General features: G+C 71.5%; 14 protein-coding genes. 2 read left to right on the top strand and 12 right to left on the bottom strand.

Annotated features, from left to right (window positions below):
- Nucleotides 1-278 precede the first annotated feature (278 nt).
- The 8 genes from ACGFIE_RS19770 to ACGFIE_RS19735 form a co-directional block, all read right to left on the bottom strand.
- The gene (locus tag ACGFIE_RS19770) at nt 279-791 is read right to left on the bottom strand and encodes a carbohydrate binding domain-containing protein (protein WP_393296513.1); all 513 of its coding nucleotides are present in this window, start codon (nt 789-791) and stop codon (nt 279-281) included.
- Between the two features lie 173 nt (nt 792-964).
- Entirely contained in the window at nt 965-2026 is a 1062-nt protein-coding gene (locus tag ACGFIE_RS19765) for an ABC transporter permease (protein ID WP_393296511.1), read from the bottom strand.
- Entirely contained in the window at nt 2023-2916 is an 894-nt protein-coding gene (locus ACGFIE_RS19760; protein WP_393296509.1) for an ABC transporter ATP-binding protein, read from the bottom strand. Before ACGFIE_RS19760 ends, ACGFIE_RS19765 begins: the two co-directional genes overlap by 4 nt.
- Nucleotides 2917-2996: 80 nt before the next feature.
- Nucleotides 2997-3716 (bottom strand): response regulator, encoded by a 720-nt coding sequence (locus ACGFIE_RS19755; protein ID WP_393296507.1) that lies wholly within the window; start codon nt 3714-3716, stop codon nt 2997-2999.
- Nucleotides 3713-5068 (bottom strand): histidine kinase, encoded by a 1356-nt coding sequence (locus tag ACGFIE_RS19750; RefSeq protein WP_393296506.1) that lies wholly within the window; start codon nt 5066-5068, stop codon nt 3713-3715. The genes ACGFIE_RS19755 and ACGFIE_RS19750 overlap by 4 nt, the downstream gene beginning before the upstream one ends.
- Nucleotides 5069-5189: 121 nt before the next feature.
- Nucleotides 5190-6137, bottom strand: a complete 948-nt coding sequence (locus ACGFIE_RS19745; RefSeq protein WP_393296504.1) for a permease prefix domain 1-containing protein — start codon at nt 6135-6137, stop codon at nt 5190-5192.
- Nucleotides 6134-6475 carry a PadR family transcriptional regulator gene (locus ACGFIE_RS19740; protein ID WP_393296502.1) on the bottom strand — a complete coding sequence of 114 codons (342 nt, stop codon included), beginning with the start codon at nt 6473-6475 and terminating at the stop codon, nt 6134-6136. Before ACGFIE_RS19740 ends, ACGFIE_RS19745 begins: the two co-directional genes overlap by 4 nt.
- Nucleotides 6476-6605: 130 nt before the next feature.
- Nucleotides 6606-7202 (bottom strand): hypothetical protein, encoded by a 597-nt coding sequence (locus ACGFIE_RS19735; protein WP_393296500.1) that lies wholly within the window; start codon nt 7200-7202, stop codon nt 6606-6608.
- Nucleotides 7203-7324: 122 nt separating this feature from the next.
- Here ACGFIE_RS19735 and ACGFIE_RS19730 point away from each other — a divergent pair, with 122 nt between their 5' ends.
- The gene (locus tag ACGFIE_RS19730) at nt 7325-8725 is read left to right on the top strand and encodes a serine/threonine-protein kinase (RefSeq protein WP_393296498.1); all 1401 of its coding nucleotides are present in this window, start codon (nt 7325-7327) and stop codon (nt 8723-8725) included.
- On the opposite strand, the gene ACGFIE_RS19725 is transcribed toward ACGFIE_RS19730, so the two are convergent.
- From ACGFIE_RS19725 to ACGFIE_RS19715, 3 genes are all read right to left on the bottom strand, one after another.
- Nucleotides 8706-9245 (bottom strand): hypothetical protein, encoded by a 540-nt coding sequence (locus ACGFIE_RS19725; protein ID WP_393296496.1) that lies wholly within the window; start codon nt 9243-9245, stop codon nt 8706-8708. The genes ACGFIE_RS19730 and ACGFIE_RS19725 overlap by 20 nt on opposite strands.
- Entirely contained in the window at nt 9242-9781 is a 540-nt protein-coding gene (locus ACGFIE_RS19720; RefSeq protein WP_393296494.1) for an RNA polymerase sigma factor, read from the bottom strand. The genes ACGFIE_RS19725 and ACGFIE_RS19720 overlap by 4 nt, the downstream gene beginning before the upstream one ends.
- A gap of 90 nt (nt 9782-9871) precedes the next feature.
- Nucleotides 9872-10492, bottom strand: coding sequence for an L-threonylcarbamoyladenylate synthase (locus ACGFIE_RS19715; protein ID WP_393296492.1), 621 nt, complete (start codon nt 10490-10492; stop codon nt 9872-9874).
- Nucleotides 10493-10637: 145 nt separating this feature from the next.
- On the opposite strand from ACGFIE_RS19715, the gene dnaE reads away from it, so the two are divergent.
- On the top strand, nt 10638-14168 hold the full coding sequence (dnaE, locus tag ACGFIE_RS19710; RefSeq protein WP_393296490.1) for a DNA polymerase III subunit alpha: 3531 nt from the start codon (nt 10638-10640) through the stop codon (nt 14166-14168).
- A 48-nt stretch (nt 14169-14216) separates the two neighbouring features.
- On the opposite strand, the gene abc-f is transcribed toward dnaE, so the two are convergent.
- On the bottom strand, nt 14217-15854 hold the full coding sequence (abc-f, locus tag ACGFIE_RS19705; RefSeq protein ID WP_393296488.1) for a ribosomal protection-like ABC-F family protein: 1638 nt from the start codon (nt 15852-15854) through the stop codon (nt 14217-14219).
- Nucleotides 15855-15985 lie beyond the last annotated feature (131 nt).

Here is a 15985-nt window from a genome sequence, read left to right as displayed (position 1 = left end):
GTCGCAACCGGGTGGCGAAGACGTGGCGGTCTCCGGCCGCCACAGCCAGGGTGCGACCTCCTCGACCTGCTGGCGGTACTCGTCCGTGGCGAGCAGGTCCGCGTAGTCGTCCGCGTCGGCCGGCAGGCCGGGTCGGAACCGGTTGCCCGCCGTCAGCGCGAACGGGGTGACGCGCCCCCAGTTCGGGCTGACCGCGGTCTTTTCGTCGGTCGGCCGCCGCGTCACGGCGGTGCCGTAGGCGCCGTCGAAGACCGTGCGCCGGCTCGGGTACAGGGTGGTCAACACGTCGAACGCCGCCTTGTCGATGGCCGCGTGCAGCGACGGCGCCACGACGTCGTCCATGGTGCCCGGGTAGCTGACCGGCACCCGCACCCGGTAGGGGTTGCCAGTGGGGTGAGCGAGATGTTGTCCAACCGCACCGTCGACGCGGCGTGGTTGCCGAAGTGGAACAGCAGGACCGCCTTCGGGTCGCCGAAGGGCGACGTGAAGTCGAAGGTGAAGCGGCGCGTCGTGGAGGTGAGCGCGACCGTCTGGTCGACGGCCGAGGTGAAGGGCGTGTCCGCCCGGGAGACCGAGACGCGTACGTCACGGCTGACGTCGGCGGAGGCGTCGAACTGCAGGCGGTACGGCTGCGTGGCGGTCACCCCGAACTCGAAATGTCCGACCAGGTCCTCCCACACGGGCTTGCCGACCGTCGCGCTGGTGCGGATGCGCAGTTGCCCGGCGTTGACGGTGGTGCTGGTCGAGGCGAGCCGGGTCGGTCCACCAGGGCGCGCTGCTGCCGTTGTCATGGAGAGCCTTTCCGGTCCGGGCAGGCGACGATCAGGTCGTTGCCGTGAGGATCGGCTCACCGTAGGAGTGTTCGCCCTGTTCAGAGCCACCGAAGGGCGTTCGGGCCGGTGCCGTACGCGACGGGCGCCGACGTCCGCTCAGGACACCGACGCCCGTGCGGCGGACCATCGGCTCAGCCGATCGTCTCCCGCTCCCGCCACGCGGTGCGCAGGGAGGTGCGGCCGTTGGTGCGCAGCAGCGATCCCTCGTACACCCGGGCGCCGGCGAGCACGAACGCGCCGGTGGCGAGCAGCAGGATCAGAAGCGAGAGGAACGGTTCCCAACCGGCCGCATCGCCGGTGAACAGCCGCAGTGGCATGGCCGTGGGTGACGAGAACGGCAGGTACGACAGCACCCGCATCGCGGTGTCGTTGTCGTTCAGGAAGATCACCGCGAAGAAGGGCAGCATCACGGCGAGCTGCACCGGTGTCGAGACGGCGGCGATGTCCTCCTGCCGGTTGGCCAGCGCGCCGGCCGCCGCCCACATTGCCGCGAGCAGCACGAAACCGAGCAGGAAGAACGGCACGAACCAGCCGATCGCCGGGGCGAGCAGGCTGAGCAGTCCGCCGCTGTCGCCGAACTGGAGCCCGATCACGGCCACCACCGCGATCAACGCGATCTGCGCGAACGCCAGGATCGCGCCAGCCACCACCTTCCCGGCCAGCAGCGCCCGTACCGGCACGGCGGCGACCAGGATCTCCACGATGCGGGTCTGCTTCTCCTCGATGACGCTCTGCGCGATCTGTATACCGAACGTCTGCGAGGTGATGAAGAAGACGAACCCGAAGGCGAACGGCACCAGGAACGCCACCACCGGGTCGACCGCGTCCGGGTCGAGCAGTCGTACCGTCGGTTGGCTGCTCAGAGCCTTCATCACGTCGTCGGGGGCTTCCTCCCGGGCCAACACGGTGGGTCCGGCGACCACCGCGGCGTCCACGTCGTCGTCGCGGACGGCCTGCTCGGCGGCCCGGTCGTCGGCGACCACCCGGACCTCCAGGCCGGCGGCGCGCAGCGGACCGGCCGCGCTCTCGGTCACCGCCACCGTGGACGGCCCGCCGGAGAGCAGCGGCGGCAGGATGGTGCTCGCCGCGGCGATCAGCAGGTAGAAGAGCGTGCCGAACAGGAAGGTGCGGTCGCGCAGCTTGACGCGGATCTCCCGTTCGGCGACCAGCCGGGTGGCCTGGGTGATGTTCACTGGGTGACCTCTCGGAAGATCTCGGTGAGCGAGGGGCTGACCGGGCGGAAGGCGCGTACCGGGCCGCGCGCGAGGGCCGCCCGCAATACGGGCTGTTCGTCGGCACCTGCCGGCAGGTCGAAGACCACGCGGGGGCCGTCCAGCTCGACCACTGTCACCCCGGGTTCGTCGCGTACCCAACCGGCGTCGGCCGCCACCACCAACTCGTAGCGGGGCACGGTGTACGAGTCGCGTAGCTGCTGGCGGCTGCCGGCGGCCCGGATCGCACCGTCTCCAATGATCACCAGGTCGTCGCAGAGGCGTTCCACGACGTCGAGCTGGTGGCTGGAGAAGAGCACCGGCGCGCCGGCCGCCGCCCGTTCGCGCAGCACGGCGACGACGGTGTCGACGGCGAGAGGGTCGAGGCCGGAGAACGGCTCGTCGAGCACCAACACCTCGGGGTCGTGCACCAGCGCGGCCGCGATCTGCGCGCGCTGCTGGTTGCCCAGCGACAGCGTCTCCAGCAGGTCGTCGCCGCGCTCACCGAGGCCGACCCGGTCCAGCAGCGCGTCGGTGGCCCGCCGGGCCGCGGACGCGTTCAGGCCGTGCAGCCGGCCCAGGTACGTCACCTGTTCCCGGGTGGTCATCTTCGGGTAGAGGCCCCGCTCCTCCGGCATGTAGCCGAAGCGCCGCCGGTCCTGCCGGGTCAGCGTGGTGCCGTCCCAGCTCACCTCACCGGCGTCGGGCGCGAGCACACCCAGGATGATGCGCATGGTGGTGGTCTTGCCGGCGCCGTTGGCGCCCACGAAGCCGGTCATCCGGCCGGCGGCCACCTCGAAGGACACGTTCGTGAGCACCTGCCGGTCGCCGAAGCTGCGGTCGATGCCGTCGAGGCGAAGCGTTCTGGTCACGTATCCACGCTAGATCGAACACCCCGCTCTGCCGTCCGCCCGGCGGGTGAGCGGGCGGTCCACCGCGCGATGGATGGCGGTCACCCGCCGGGCCGGACCACCCCGTTCTCGTACGCGAACACCACCGCCTGCACCCGGTCCCGCAGGCCGAGTTTGGCCAGTACCCGACTGACGTGGGTCTTCACGGTCGCCTCGCCCAGATGGATGGCAGCGGCGATCTCCGCGTTGCTCGATCCGGCGGCGAGCAGCACCAGCACCTCCCGTTCCCGTGGGGTCAGCCCGGCCAACGCGGCGTCCGCCGCCGGCCCTCGGTGGGCGGTGCCCGCCGGGTCGCCGGGACGGGCGAACGTGGAGATCACCCGGCGGGTGATCTCCGGGGCGAGCAGGCCGTCGCCCCTGGCCAGCACCTGGATCGCCTCGATCAGCTCCTCCGGTGTGCCGTTCTTCAAGAGGAAACCGCTGGCCCCGGCACGCAGCGCGGCGAACAGGTAGTCGTCGCGGTCGAAGGTCGTGAGGATCAGCACCGCCGGCCCACCGGGTCCGTCGGCGGTGATCTGCCGGGTGGCCTCCAGGCCGTCCATCCCGGGCATCTCCACATCCATGAGTACGACGTCGGGGCGGGTGGCTCGGGTCATGGCGACGGCCCGTTCACCGTCGGCGGCCTCGCCGACCACCTCGATGTCGTCCTCCACCTCGAGGATGACCCGGAAGCCGGTGCGGACGAGGTGCTGGTCGTCGGCGAGCAGCACCCGGATGGTCCGCCCCGGGCCCGACGTCTCGTGATTCGGCGTGGCGCTCATGTGGAGACCTCCGTGTCGACGGCCGACTGGTGTTCGTCGCGCGGCTGCCGCTCGTCGCGCGGCTCCCGCTGCGCGCCGACCGGCGGGTCGGCCGCCGCAAGCGGGAAGCGGGCGCGTACTCGCCATCCGCCGCCGCCGGCACGCGGCCCGGCCTCCAGGTCGCCGTCGTGCGCGGTGACCCGTTCGCGCATCCCGATCAGTCCCAGCCCGACGGCGTCGACCCGGGTGCCGGCTCGTCCGTTGTCGGTCACGTCGACCTCCACCTCCCGGGCCAGGTAGCGGACCCGCACGTCCAGCAGGTCCGCACCTGCGTGCTTCAGGGTGTTGGTCACCGCCTCCTGCGTCACCCGGTACACCGCCTGGGAGACCGATTCGGGCAGCGCGACGGGGTCGCCGTACACCCCGAGGGTTGCCGTCAGGCCGGCGGCCCGAGCCCGCTCGACCAGCTCACCGATCCGGTCGACGTCGCCGCCGGCCGGCGGCGCGGCGTCGGCCGTGCCGGTGGTCCGCAGCACGCCCAGCATCCGGCGTAGCTCGTCGACAGCGGTGCGGGCGCTCTGCTCGATGGCGGTGAGCGCGGCGCGGGCCTTGCCGGGGTCGCGGTCGAACACCCGGCGGCAGGCGGATGCCTGTACGCCCATCACCGACACGTGGTGGGCGACCACGTCATGCAGCTCCCGGGCGATCCGGACCCGTTCGCCGAGCACCGCCCGTTCCCGGGACTCGGTCTGCGACCGACGCAGGTCCTCGGCCTGGGTACGCAGCTCGTGCTCGCGGCGCGCGGCCACCCAGGCGGTCTCACCGAAGAAGTACGCGAAGCCGAAGACCAGCACGTTGAGCAGCACGCCGGTGACCATCGCGGCGAGCACCGGTGGCACCGGGCCGGCCGCGTCGGCGAAGGCCGTCGAGGGGATGTGGCTGATCGTGATCGCGTAGTAGATCCCCAGCCAGGCGAACATCGTGGCGATCACGCCGATCCGTAGCCGCCGGGCCAGGCGACGGTCCTGCCCCCAGGCGCCGACGGTGTAGAGGGCGCAGAACAGGGCCCACGAGGAGAACTGGGTCTCCGGGGCGGAGCGCGCCTGCGCGGCGATGAACGCCACCGCCACGATCAGCAGGGTCGCGGCCGGCCAGCGCCGCCGCCAGATCAGCGGCAGCGTCACGGCGACGGTCCAGAACAGCTGCTCCGCCCCGGACGGCGGCGAGCCCAGCAGGAACGCCCCGGTGCTGTGGGCCAGGGTGAGGCTGACCAGCGCCAGCACGGTCATTCCCAGGCCGATCCACAGGTCGTTGCGGCGCTGCTCCGCCGTTGGACCCGGACGGCGCCATTCGTCTCGCGGTGCCACGGTCATCCGGGAACGATGCCACGTCGCCGGCCACGTCCGTCGAGTGGGCGGACCCGTGCCGTCGGGCCCGGCCACACCTCGGCGGCCCGACGCGAGTACGCGCCGGGCCGCCGGGGTGTGCGCTCGTTCAGGCCTTCTGGCGGCGGGTCTTGAGGGCCGTGTCGATCAGGTCCCAGACCAGCACCACGGCGGCGCCCAGCGCGACGAGGGCGTTGAGGAGGCTGCGGTTGTCCGCGTCCGCCAGCCAGCTCAGCCGCTCGGCCAGGGCCGGGTTGAGCAGCGCGTCGGAGAGGGCCAGCCACATCAGCGGCACCGTGAACGCCAGGTTGAGCAGCGCCTTTATCGCGAACAGCCGCCAGCTCCAGTGCCCGATCCGGTATTTGACGATCTCGAACACGCCGCTGGCGAGCAGGACGACGATCAGTGCCGGCAGCCAGAACGACCAGAGGGCCGGGTCGAGGATCGGGATGTTGTCGCCGTCGGTGGCGTGGATCCAGGACTGGTAGTGCTGCAAGGGCAGGTAGCCGATGGTCAGCGCCAGCATGACCACCGACGCGATGGTGTCGACGAGCGAGATGTCGCGGTGCGCGGGGACGTCGGGCAACTCGTCGACGGTCCACTCGGGCAGGTCGGCGGTGGGCTGGGCCCGCTCGATGAGGACGAAGGTCAGGGTGAGCCAGAAGGTGATGTGCACGGCCACGTGCAGGGCGACGACGAGGCCCGGCCCGATGGCGCCGAAGCCCTTGCCGTCGACGACAGCGACGACGGCGACCACCGTGCCGGCGAGCGCCGGGATGAAGCTGAGCAGCAGCTTCAGTAGCCGCAGCCAGGCCAGGTAGTAGGTGGGGCCGATGAGCTGGAGCCGGCGGTCGGCGTAGCGGGCGGCCAGCCGGTCGGGGTTGCCCAGCTCGGTGAGCACCTGCCGCTCGGCGACTGCCGCGTCCTCGCCGCCCCCGGCCCGGTCCTCGATCATGTCCTCGATCGAGGCGCGCAGCTCGGTGGCGATCTCCTCACGACGCTGTGCGGGCACCGAGCGCAGGGTGGCGGCCAGGTAGCGGTCGGTCAGGGTGTTCATCGGTCCACTCCTTGGATCAGCCCGGTGATGGAGGTCTGTACGGCGGCGAGGTCGTCGAGGAGCCGGTTCAGCATCGACTCGCCCTCGTCGCTGGTCTTGTAGAACTTGCGCGGCCGGCTCTCCTCGGTGTTCCACTCGCTGGTCAGCAGGCCCTGGTCCTCCAGGCGGCGCAGCAGCGGGTAGAGCGTGTTGGCGTCGACCGGAAAGCCGTGGTCGGTGAGCCGTTGCAGCAGTGCGTAGCCGTAGTCCGCTCGGCGGAGCGCGACCAGGCTGGCCACCACGACGGTGCCTCGACGCAGCTCCTGCAGGTGCGTCCGTAGAACATCCTCGCTAACCATGTGTCACACCATACTGTGTGCCACACAGTGTTGTCTACCGAAACATCATCGTGTCCGCTCCAGGCCCGATCGAGGTCGCGACGAGTGCGGGGCGCCCGGTCGACACCGGACGCCCCGCACCTGGCCGGAATCAGCAGGCCGCGCCCTGGCGGAAGTTGCGCTCGACGAAGGTGGCCGGCCCGACCTGGAAGTAGCCCACGCCCGGCCGGATCGGGTGCCCGGTGAACAACTCCACCCGCGACCCGACGCGAACCAGGTACGCCTCGGCGTCCCCCGCGTCGTTGTGGATCAGCGACCCGCGCGCGCCGTAGATCGCCTCCAACTCGGCGAACGACATGCCGACCTGGGCCCCGGCGGGCGACCGGGGCGGTGCGGTGGCCGTACCGACCTCCACGAGTCGACCGTCGCGGAAGGCGAGCAGGAGGACGCCGGCCCAGGAGCCGGTCACGCCGGCGTGCACCACCCCGTCGCAGCCCGGCGCGGTCCAGTCGATGCGCCCGGCCGCGGTGAGCGCCGCCAGGCTGGCGCCGATCCGGTAGACGCCGGCGCCGCCGACGCTGAGGACCTGCGGGTGGCTGTGCCCGACGGCGGTGGCGAGCGGACCGCGCGTCGAGGCCGACGCGGCACCGCCGACCAGCGGCGCCGCCGCAGCCGGTCCCGCGGTGGTCACCGCGACGAGCGTGCCGAGCGCCAGCGCGGTGGTGCGGAGGATCGAGGGACGGTTCATGGTGTGCTCCTTCGGTGATGGATCTCCTGCCCTGTTAGTCACCGCGCCGGGGCCAGCGGTTCGTCGGGTTTCCGACCGGCCCGGTCTACTGTGCAGAGACCGTCCTGGCCGGGGGTGACAGGGTGACGGCTCCGCAGCGGATCGGGCCCTACGCCATCGAGCGACTGCTGGGCGTCGGCTCGTTCGCGACCGTGTGGCTGGGCTACGACGCGGTGCTCGACGCGCGTGTGGCGATCAAGGTGCTGGCCGAGAACTGGAGCCACGACCTGCGGGTCAGGGAACGCTTCCTCGACGAGGCCCGGCTGTTGCGCCGCCTGGAGCACGAGCGGCTGATCCGGGTGCACACCGTCGGCGAGTTGCCCGACGGTCGGCCGTACGCGGTCCTGGCCTGGGCGGACGGCGGCAGCCTGCGGGACCGCCTCGCCGCCGGTGACCTTCCCACGCCGACCGCGCTGCGGCTGCTGGGGGAGGTCTGCGCCGGGGTCGCCGTGCTGCACCGGCACGGCGTCGTGCACCGTGACCTCACCCCCGGCAACGTGCTGTTCCGCTCCGCCGGCCCGGACGATCCCGACGCCGAACAGGTGCTGATCGCCGACCTCGGCCTCGCCAAGGCGCTCGCCGCCGCCTCGGGGCTGACCGCGCGGGCCGGCACCCCCGGTTACATGGCCCCCGAGCAGGACGACCCGGGCGCGGTGGTCGACACCCGCGCCGACGTGTACGGGCTCGGCCGCCTCGGCATCCGGCTGCTGGCCGCCGAACCGCCGGACGCGCGCCCGCCCCGGCCCGGTCCGGCACCGGACGTCCGACTCCGCGCGGGCGTGCCTCCGGCGGTGGCGGCGGTGCTCGCCAAGGCGACCGCGTACCACCCGGCCGACCGCCATCCCGACGCCGCAGCCCTGCGGGCCGCGCTGACCCGCGCGAGCGACCGGTCGCCGTCACCTCGGCCGGGGATCCGCCGCTCGTACCGGCTGCGACTGGCCGGGGCCGCTGTCGTGTCCGCCGTCGCGGTGGGTGCGGTGGGCGCCGATCCGGGTGGCGTGGGGTCGGGTCGACCCGGGGACGGCACGTACACGGCCGGGCCGTTGACTGTGGCGGTGCCGGCCGGCTGGTCCGCCGTGGGAGCGACCTGGGCCGGTCAGTACGGCGCCGATGGCGACCCGGAACCGGCGTTGGTGATGTCCCCGCAACCCCGGCGCTGGGCCGCCGATCCCCGACTGCCCGGCGCGTTCGTCGGCCTCTCCGCCACCACTGCGGCACGCACAACCCCGGCCGGTTTCCTGGCCGAGCGCACGCACGGGGACTGCGCGCCCGCACCGGCCCGCACCACCCGGCAGGCGGGCGTCGAGTGGACGGTGGTGGCGTACCGCTGCGAGCGGGACCGGCCGAGCATCGTCGAGTCGGCCGGCCTGCATCCCGCCCGGCGCGCCCTGGTGTACGTGCAGATCGCCCCGCCGACGGACAGTGGGCCCGACTTCGTGGACACCCTGCTCGCCGGTGTGCGGGTCACCGGACCACCACGGTGATGGTGTGCTCCCGACCCTCCTGGGGGATCGTCACGGCGACGGTGCCGGGGCGGACGAAGCGGATGTCCACCACGCCCGCCTCGTACTGCTGGGAGACCAGCTCCGGGCGGTCCACGGTGACGAGCCCGGGCCCGATGCCCTGGATGCGCAGCACCGCGCCGGTGGCGAAACAGAGCGATTTCAGCAGCTCGACCTCGGTCTCGGCGAGCGGCAGGTCGTAGCGGACCGCGCCCTGACAGGCCGGCGTCGCGGCGGTCGGCGGGGGAGTCGTGCGGGGCGTACCCCTCGTTCTGGTTGGTGTGGGGGGTGCCGCGACCGGCCGCCCGCTGGTCGGCGGCGGCGGTCGGGACGGCGACCCGGGGGTCGCCGGGGTCGCGGCGATCGCGGAGGGTGTCGGCGTGGAACGGGTCGGGCCGGGCGGTTGGACGGGCAGTGGCGCGACGGCGTCGGCGCCGCAGGCGGCCATCCCCACGGCGGCCGTGAGGACGACGACGAGCCGGCGGAACGACGCCCGGCTCATTCCGCGCCGAGCCGCTGCCGGACCTGCCGCCGGGCCAGGTGCAGCCGGGACTTCACGGTGCCCACCGGAACGTCGAGCAGGGCGGCGATCTCGGGGTAGCTCAGCCCGAGGACGTCGCGCAGGGCCACCACCTCGGCGTGGTCGGGGTGGACCGAGTCGAACGCGTCGAGCAGGTCGAGGCGGGTGCCCGCGACCACGCTGGTCCGTCGCGGGTCGGCCTGGTCGGGCAGCGGTACGCCGCCGGCCTCCAACCGGCAGCGGCGGCGCAGCGTGCGGTAGGTCGAGCGGGCCCGGTTCGCGGTCAGCCGGTGCAGCCAGGTGCGGAACGAGGAGCGCCCCTCGAACCGGCTGATGCCGCCGGCCAGGGCCAGCAGCGCATCCTGGCAGGCTTCCTCGGCGTCCTCCCGGTTGGGCAGGAACCGGGCGCACAGCCGCAGCACCTCCGGGCGCACCGCGACCAGCAGGGCGTCCAACGCCGCCGCCTCACCCTGCGCGGCGCGGCGGGCCAGGGCGTCGAGGTCGTCCGGAGCAGGCATGCCGGGTGTCCAATGCTCGCCGGTGCCGATCCTCAAGCGTACGGCCGTCGGCGCTGTCCGACCCTCCTCCGGTCCGCCACCCGACCCGCGCTACTCGAACCGGGAGACGTCCCCCGCGCCGCGACGCAGAATCTCCGGCTCGGGCCCGGACAGGTCGATCACCGTCGTCGGCTCCTTGCCGCACTCGCCGGCGTCCAGCACCGCGTCGAGCTGGTGGTCGAGCCGTTCCTTGATCTCCCAGCCCTGGGTCATCGGCTCCTCGTCGCCGGGCAGGACCAGCGTGCTGGAGACCAGCGGCTCGGCCAGCTCGGCGAGCAGCGCCTGGGTGACGCTGTGCCGGGGCACCCGCACGCCGACGGTCCGCTTCTTCGGGTGCAGCATCCGGCGCGGCACCTCCTTGGTGGCCGGCAGGATGAACGTGTAGCTGCCCGGGGTGGACGCTTTCACCAGTCGGAAGACCGCGTTGTTGATCTGCACGAACTGGCCGAGCTGCGCGAAGTCCCGGCAGACCAGGGTGAAGTGGTGCCTGTCGTCGAGGCGGCGGATCTGGCGGATCCGGTCCAGGCCGTCCTGGTTGCCCAACTGGATGCCGAGCGCATAGCAGGAGTCTGTCGGGTACGCGACAAGCCCACCACCGCGGATCAGGTCGGCGACCTGGCCGATGATGCGGGGCTGCGGATTCTCCGGGTGCACGTCGTAGTACCTCGCCATGCGCAAGAGCCTAGGCCTGTCGGGGTGCGATCAGGAGACGCGGGCCACCCTCGGCGCGGACGGTGGAGCCGCCGAGATCACCTCGGTAGGGTAGGTCCCGGTCGGGTCCGACCAACAAGATCCACACCGCCGGGGGGCGCCAGGCATGGCCGATTCGTTCGCGCATCTGCACGTGCACACGGAATACTCGATGCTCGACGGAGCGGCCCGGCTGAAGGACCTGTTCGCCGAGGCCAACCGGCTGGGCATGCCGGCGGTGGCGATCACCGACCACGGCAACATGCACGGCGCGAACGACTTCTACAACCAGGCGATGGCCGCCGGGATCACCCCGATCCTGGGCGTCGAGGCGTACGTGGCGCCGGAGTCGCGCTATCACAAGGCGCGGGTCAAGTGGGGTCGGCCGGAGCAGAAGAGCGACGACATCTCCGGTAACGGCGCGATCACCCACAAGACCATGTGGGCGAAGAACGCGCAGGGTCTGAAGAACCTGTTCACGCTCAACTCGCGCGCGTCCATGGAGGGGCACTACGTCAAGTGGCCCCGGATGGACATGGAGCTGATCGCCGAGCACGCCGAGGGGATCATGGCGACCACCGGTTGCCCGTCGGGCGCGGTGCAGACCCGGCTGCGGCTCGGCCAGTTCGACGAGGCGCTCAAGGTCGCCGCGAGCTACCAGGACATCTTCGGCAAGGACAACTACTTCCTGGAGATCATGGATCACGGCCTCTCCATCGAGAGCCGGGTCCGTGAGGGGCTCACCGAGATCGCCCGCAAGCTGGACATTCCGCCGGTGGTCACCAACGACTCGCACTACACGCACGAGGCGCAGGCCACCGCGCACGACGTGCTGCTGTGCGTGCAGACCGGCAGCAACATCGACGACCCGAACCGGTTCCGCTTCGAGGGCGGCGGCTACTTCGTCAAGAGCGCCGACCAGATGCGCGCGGTCGACTCGTCCGAGCTGTGGCAGGAGGGTTGCCGCAACACCCTGCTGGTGGCCGAGAAGGTCGACCCGAAGGGCATGTTCGAGTTCCACAACCTGATGCCGCGCTTCCCGGTGCCCGACGGTGAGACCGAGGAGTCCTGGTTCCGCAAGGAGACCTTCGCGGGCCTGGGTCGCCGCTACCCGAACGGCATCCCCGAGGGGCACGTCGTCCAGGCCGAGTACGAGCTGGGCGTCATCAACCAGATGGGCTTCCCGTCGTACTTCCTCGTGGTCGCCGACTTCATCCAGTGGGCGAAGAACCAGGGCATCGCGGTGGGTCCGGGTCGTGGCTCGGCCGCCGGCTCGCTCGTCGCGTACGCGCTGGGCATCACCGACCTGGACCCGATCCAGCACGGCCTGATCTTCGAGCGGTTCCTCAACCCCGAGCGTGTCTCGATGCCTGATGTCGACATCGACTTCGACGAGCGTCGGCGCGGCGAGGTGATCAAGTACGTCACCGACAAGTGGGGTGAGGACAAGGTCGCCCAGATCGCCACCTTCGGCACGATCAAGGCGAAGGCCGCGATCAAGGACTCGGCCCGGGTGCTGGGCTTCCCGTACGCGGTAGGCGACCGGATCACCAAGGCGATGCCGCCGGCCGTGATGGGCAAGGACATCCCGCTCACCGGCATCTTCGACCCGAAGCACCCCCGCTACGCCGAGGCCGGCGAGATCCGCGGCCTGTACGACTCCGACCCGGACGTCCGCAAGGTGATCGACACGGCCAAGGGCATCGAGGGGCTGATCCGGCAGACCGGCGTGCACGCCGCGGGCGTCATCATGTCCGCCGAGCCGATCATCGAGCACATCCCGTTGATGCGCCGCGACGCCGACGGGGCGATCATCACGCAGTTCGACTACCCGACCTGCGAGTCGCTCGGGCTGCTGAAGATGGACTTCCTCGGCCTGCGCAACCTGACGATCATCGACGACGCGGTCAAGAACATCGAGCTGAACCACGGCCTCAAGCTCGACCTGCTGGGCCTGCCGCTGGACGACAAGGCCGCGTACGAGCTGCTGGCCCGCGGTGACACCCTGGGCGTGTTCCAGCTCGACGGTGGGCCGATGCGGTCGCTGCTGCGGTTGATGAAGCCGGACAACTTCGAGGACATCTCCGCCGTCCTCGCGCTGTACCGGCCGGGCCCGATGGGCGTCGACTCGCACACCAACTACGCGCTGCGCAAGAACGGCCTTCAGGAGATCACGCCGATCCACCCGGAGCTGGAGGAGCCGCTGCGGGAGATCCTGGCGCCCACCCACGGCCTGATCGTCTACCAGGAGCAGGTGCAGCGCGCCGCGCAGATCCTCGCCGGCTACACGCTGGGTCAGGCGGACCTGCTGCGTCGGGCGATGGGTAAGAAGAAGAAGGAGATCCTCGACAAGGAGTTCATCCCGTTCCGGGACGGCTGCCGCGAGCGCGGCTACTCCGACGAGGCGATCCAGGCCGTGTGGGACGTGCTGGTGCCGTTCGCCGGGTACGCCTTCAACAAGGCGCACTCCGCCGCGTACGGCCTGGTGTCCTACTGGACCGCGTACCTGAAGGCGCACTACCCGGCCGAGTACATGGCCGGTCTGCTCACGTCCGTCGGTGACGACAAGGACAAGATGGCGCTGTACCTGTCCGAGTGCCGCCGGATGCGGATCCAGGTGCTGCCGCCGGACGTGAACACGTCGGCCGGGCCGTTCACCCCGGTCGGCAAGGACATCCGCTTCGGCCTGGCGGCCGTGCGCAACGTCGGCGCGAACGTGGTCGCCTCGATCATGCGGTGCCGGGGGGAGAAGGGCGACTACGCGGACTTCTACGACTTCCTGTCCAAGGTGGACGCGGTGGTCTGCAACAAGAAGACAATCGAATCGCTGATCAAGGCCGGTGCGTTCGACTCGCTGAAGCACCCCCGCAAGGGCCTGCTCGCCGTGCACGCCGACGCCATCGACGCGTACGCCGATGTCAAGCGCAAGGAGGCGGTCGGCCAGTACGACCTCTTCGGCGCCGGCTTCGGCGACGCCGACACCGGCAGCACGACTGTGATGCCTGTCATCAGCGAGAGCGAGTGGGACAAGCGCGACAAGCTGGCCTTCGAACGCGAGATGCTCGGCCTGTACGTCTCCGACCACCCGCTGTTCGGCCTGGAGCACATCCTGGGAGCGGCGGCCGACACCACAATCGCCTCCCTGGCGGAGGAGGGCGCGGTCCCGGACGGGGCTGTCGTCACCCTCGCCGGCATCCTCTCCGGCGTGCAGCGGCGGGTCACCAAGCAGGGGCGGGCCTGGGCGTCGGCCACCCTGGAGGACCTGGCCGGTGGGGTGGAGACGCTGTTCTTCCCCAACACCTACGAGGTGATCGGGCAGTACATCGCCGAGGACGCCATCGTCGTGGTCAAGGGCCGGGTGGACCGCCGCGACGACACCCCCCGGATCATGGCGATGGACATGTCCATGCCCGACGTCAGCACCAGCGCCACCAACAAGCCTGTCACCCTGACCATCCCGGTGCACAGGTGCACGCCACCGCTCGTGGAACGGCTCAAGGAGACCCTGGTGCTGCACCCCGGCGACACCGAGGTGCACGTCAAGCTGCTCAACGGCGGGCGTACCACCACCCTGCGGCTGGGCCCGTTCCGGGTGGCGGCGACGACCGCGCTGATGGGTGACCTCAAGAGCGTCCTCGGCCCGGCCAACGTGAGCTGACCGGTCCGCGGCCCGGCCGGCGTGCGTCGGCCGGGCCGCGACGCCGGCTCAGCCCCGGTCGGGGGCCGCGATCTCGCGCAGCTGGCCGTCGGCCAGCCGCAACCAGCGCTGCACGCCGATCTCGGCGAGGAACCGCTCGTCGTGGCTGACCACCACAAACGCCCCCTGGTACGCGGACAGCGCGCTCTCCAGTTGGGCGACGCTTACCAGGTCCAGGTTGTTCGTCGGCTCGTCGAGCAGCAGCAGTTGCGGCGCCGGTTCGGCGCACAGCACACAGGCGAGGGTGGCACGCAGCCGCTCACCCCCGGAGAGCACCCCGACGGGCAGGTTCACCCGGGCGCCCCGGAACAGGAACCGGGCCAGCAGGTTCATCCGCCGCGCGTCCGGCATGCTCGGCGCGTACGCGGCGAAGTTCTCCGCTACCGTGCGGTCGAGGTCGAGCAGGTCCAGCCGCTGCGACAGGTACGCGATCCGCCCGTCGGCCCGTTTGATCTCGCCGCCGGCCGGTGCGAGATCGCCACTGACGAGGCGCAGCAGGGTCGACTTGCCGACGCCGTTCGCCCCGGTGAGGGCGATCCGCTCCGGCCCCCGGATCACCAGGTCGGCGCCGTCGCCGCCGAACAGTTCCCGATCGTCGAAGCGGGCCCGCATCCCGTGGCCGGAGAAGACCGTGCGCCCGCCCGGGACGGTGGTGTCCGGCAGGTCGACGGTGATGGTGTCCTCGTCGCGTACCGCCCGGCCGGCCTCGTCGAGACGGGCCTTGGCCTCGCCGAGCCGGGCCGAGTGCGTCCCCTGCGCCTTGCCCGCCGACTCCTGCGCGCTGCGCTTGAGCCCACCGGCCACGATGCGGGCCAGGCCGGCGTTCTTCAGGTTCTTGGAGGCGTTGCTGGCCCGCCGGTCGGCCCGCTCCCGGGCCTGCTGCATCTCCCGCTTCTCCCGCTTGACCTCCTGCTCGGCGTTGCGCAGGTTGCTCTCGGCCACCTCCCGCGCCGCCTGCACCGCCTCGGTGTACGCGGTGAAGTTGCCCCCGTACCAGGTGATGTCGCCGCGTTCCAGCTCGGCGATGCGGTCCATCCGGTCCAGCAGCTCCCGGTCGTGGCTGACCAGCAGCAGGCAGCCGGACCAGTCGGACAGCACGTCGTAGAGCTTGTGCCGAGCCTCCAGGTCCAGGTTGTTCGTCGGCTCGTCGAGCAGCAGCACGTCCGGCCGGCGCAGCAGTTGCGCCGCCAGGCCGAGGGAGATCACCTGACCGCCGCTGAGGGTGTGCAGCCGCCGGTCGAGGGCCAGGTCACCCAGGCCGAGGCGGTCCAGTTCGGCGCGGGTGCGCTCCTCGATGTCCCAGTCGTCGCCGATCGAGGCGAAGTGTGCCTCGCTGGCGTCGCCGGCCTCGATGGCGTGCAGTGCCGCGATCCGCTCGGCGACGCCGAGGACCTGGGCGACGGTCAGGTCGCCGACCAGCGGCAGCGTCTGCGGGAGGTAGCCGAGCACGCCGTCGACTGTGACAGTGCCGCTGCTGGGCGTGAGTTCCCCGGCGATCAGCCGCAGCAGGGTGCTCTTGCCGGCACCGTTGGGCGCGACCAGGCCGGTACGACCGCCGGGGACGGTGAAGGACAGGTCGGAGAAGACCGGAGTGTCGTCCGGCCAGGAGAAGGACAGGTTCGAGCAGACGATGAACGCATCAGACATGCGAGTGACCTCAACGGGTGGGGTGGGCGCGCACGAGCCGCCCGACGACTAACGGGGACCGGTGGAACGACGACATGGCCACGACGGCTGCGCGGACGCGCGCCGAGCCGTTGGCCGAACATGTCCGGTCT

It is taken from the genome of Micromonospora sp. NPDC049275 (assembly GCF_043197115.1).
In the GTDB taxonomy this organism is placed as follows: Bacteria; Actinomycetota; Actinomycetes; order Mycobacteriales; family Micromonosporaceae; genus Micromonospora.
The sequence above is the reverse complement of the archived record's forward strand: the minus strand, read 5'-3'. Positions and strand labels throughout refer to the sequence as shown.